Source organism: Ochrobactrum sp. PL_is501 (assembly GCF_055816895.1).
On sequence record NZ_JBVPGR010000013.1, the window covers coordinates 1 to 773 of the forward strand.

Annotated in this window: 1 protein-coding gene; it reads left to right on the plus strand. The window is 55.6% G+C overall.

Annotated features, from left to right (window positions below):
* The first annotated feature begins 6 nt into the window (after positions 1 to 6).
* Positions 7 to 711: an IS6 family transposase gene (locus tag AC0TOF_RS00425; protein WP_473766786.1), complete on the plus strand. Its 705-nt coding sequence runs from the start codon at positions 7 to 9 to the stop codon at positions 709 to 711.
* Positions 712 to 773 lie beyond the last annotated feature (62 nt).

A 773-nucleotide genomic window follows, 5' to 3' on the forward strand; every position in this document is an offset into this window, starting at 1 on the left:
GAGGGCATGCACGACCGTCGCTCCTCGCTTTACCACCGCCACCGCTTTGCGCCTGAGATTATCGCTGAAGCAGTGTGGCTGTATTTCCGGTTTCCGCTGAGCTTTCGCATGGTCGAGGACATGCTGGCATACCGAGGGATCATCGTCACCCATAAGACCGTGCGCGAATGGGCTGAAAAGTTCGGACGAGACTATGCCAATATAATCCGTCGCCGCACACCGCGCTTTGGCGATAAATGGCACCTTGATGAGGCTGTCGTGACGATCAACGGCGAACGGCACTTTCTGTGGCGCGCCGTTGATCAGGATGGCTTTGTGCTGGAAGTGCGGGTCCAGAAACGTCGCGATACCAGGGCTGCGAGGCGTTTCATTCGGAAGTTGCTGTCAGGTCAGGGCGCAGTTCCTCGCGTCATGGTCACGGATAAACTGGGCTCTTATGGTGCCGCCAACCGCAAGATTGGCCTCACGCTCTGTGATCATCGCCAGCATAAGGGCTTGAACAATCGGGCTGAGAATTCTCATCAACCCATAAGACGACGAGAACGGGTCATGAAGCGTTTCAAGTCAGTACGACACTTGCAGCGTTTCGCATCCATTCACGACCCGATCTACAACCTTCACCATTTCCCCCGCGACCGCTTCACCTCTGCGATTCACCGCGAGCTGCGCCAAACCGCCAATACTATCTGGCGCGATATCGCTGGCCTGTAATCTGCATAAAAGCAGCTTCAAAGTCCGGGATATGTCCGTAAGCAGGTTAACGTTACGGTGCC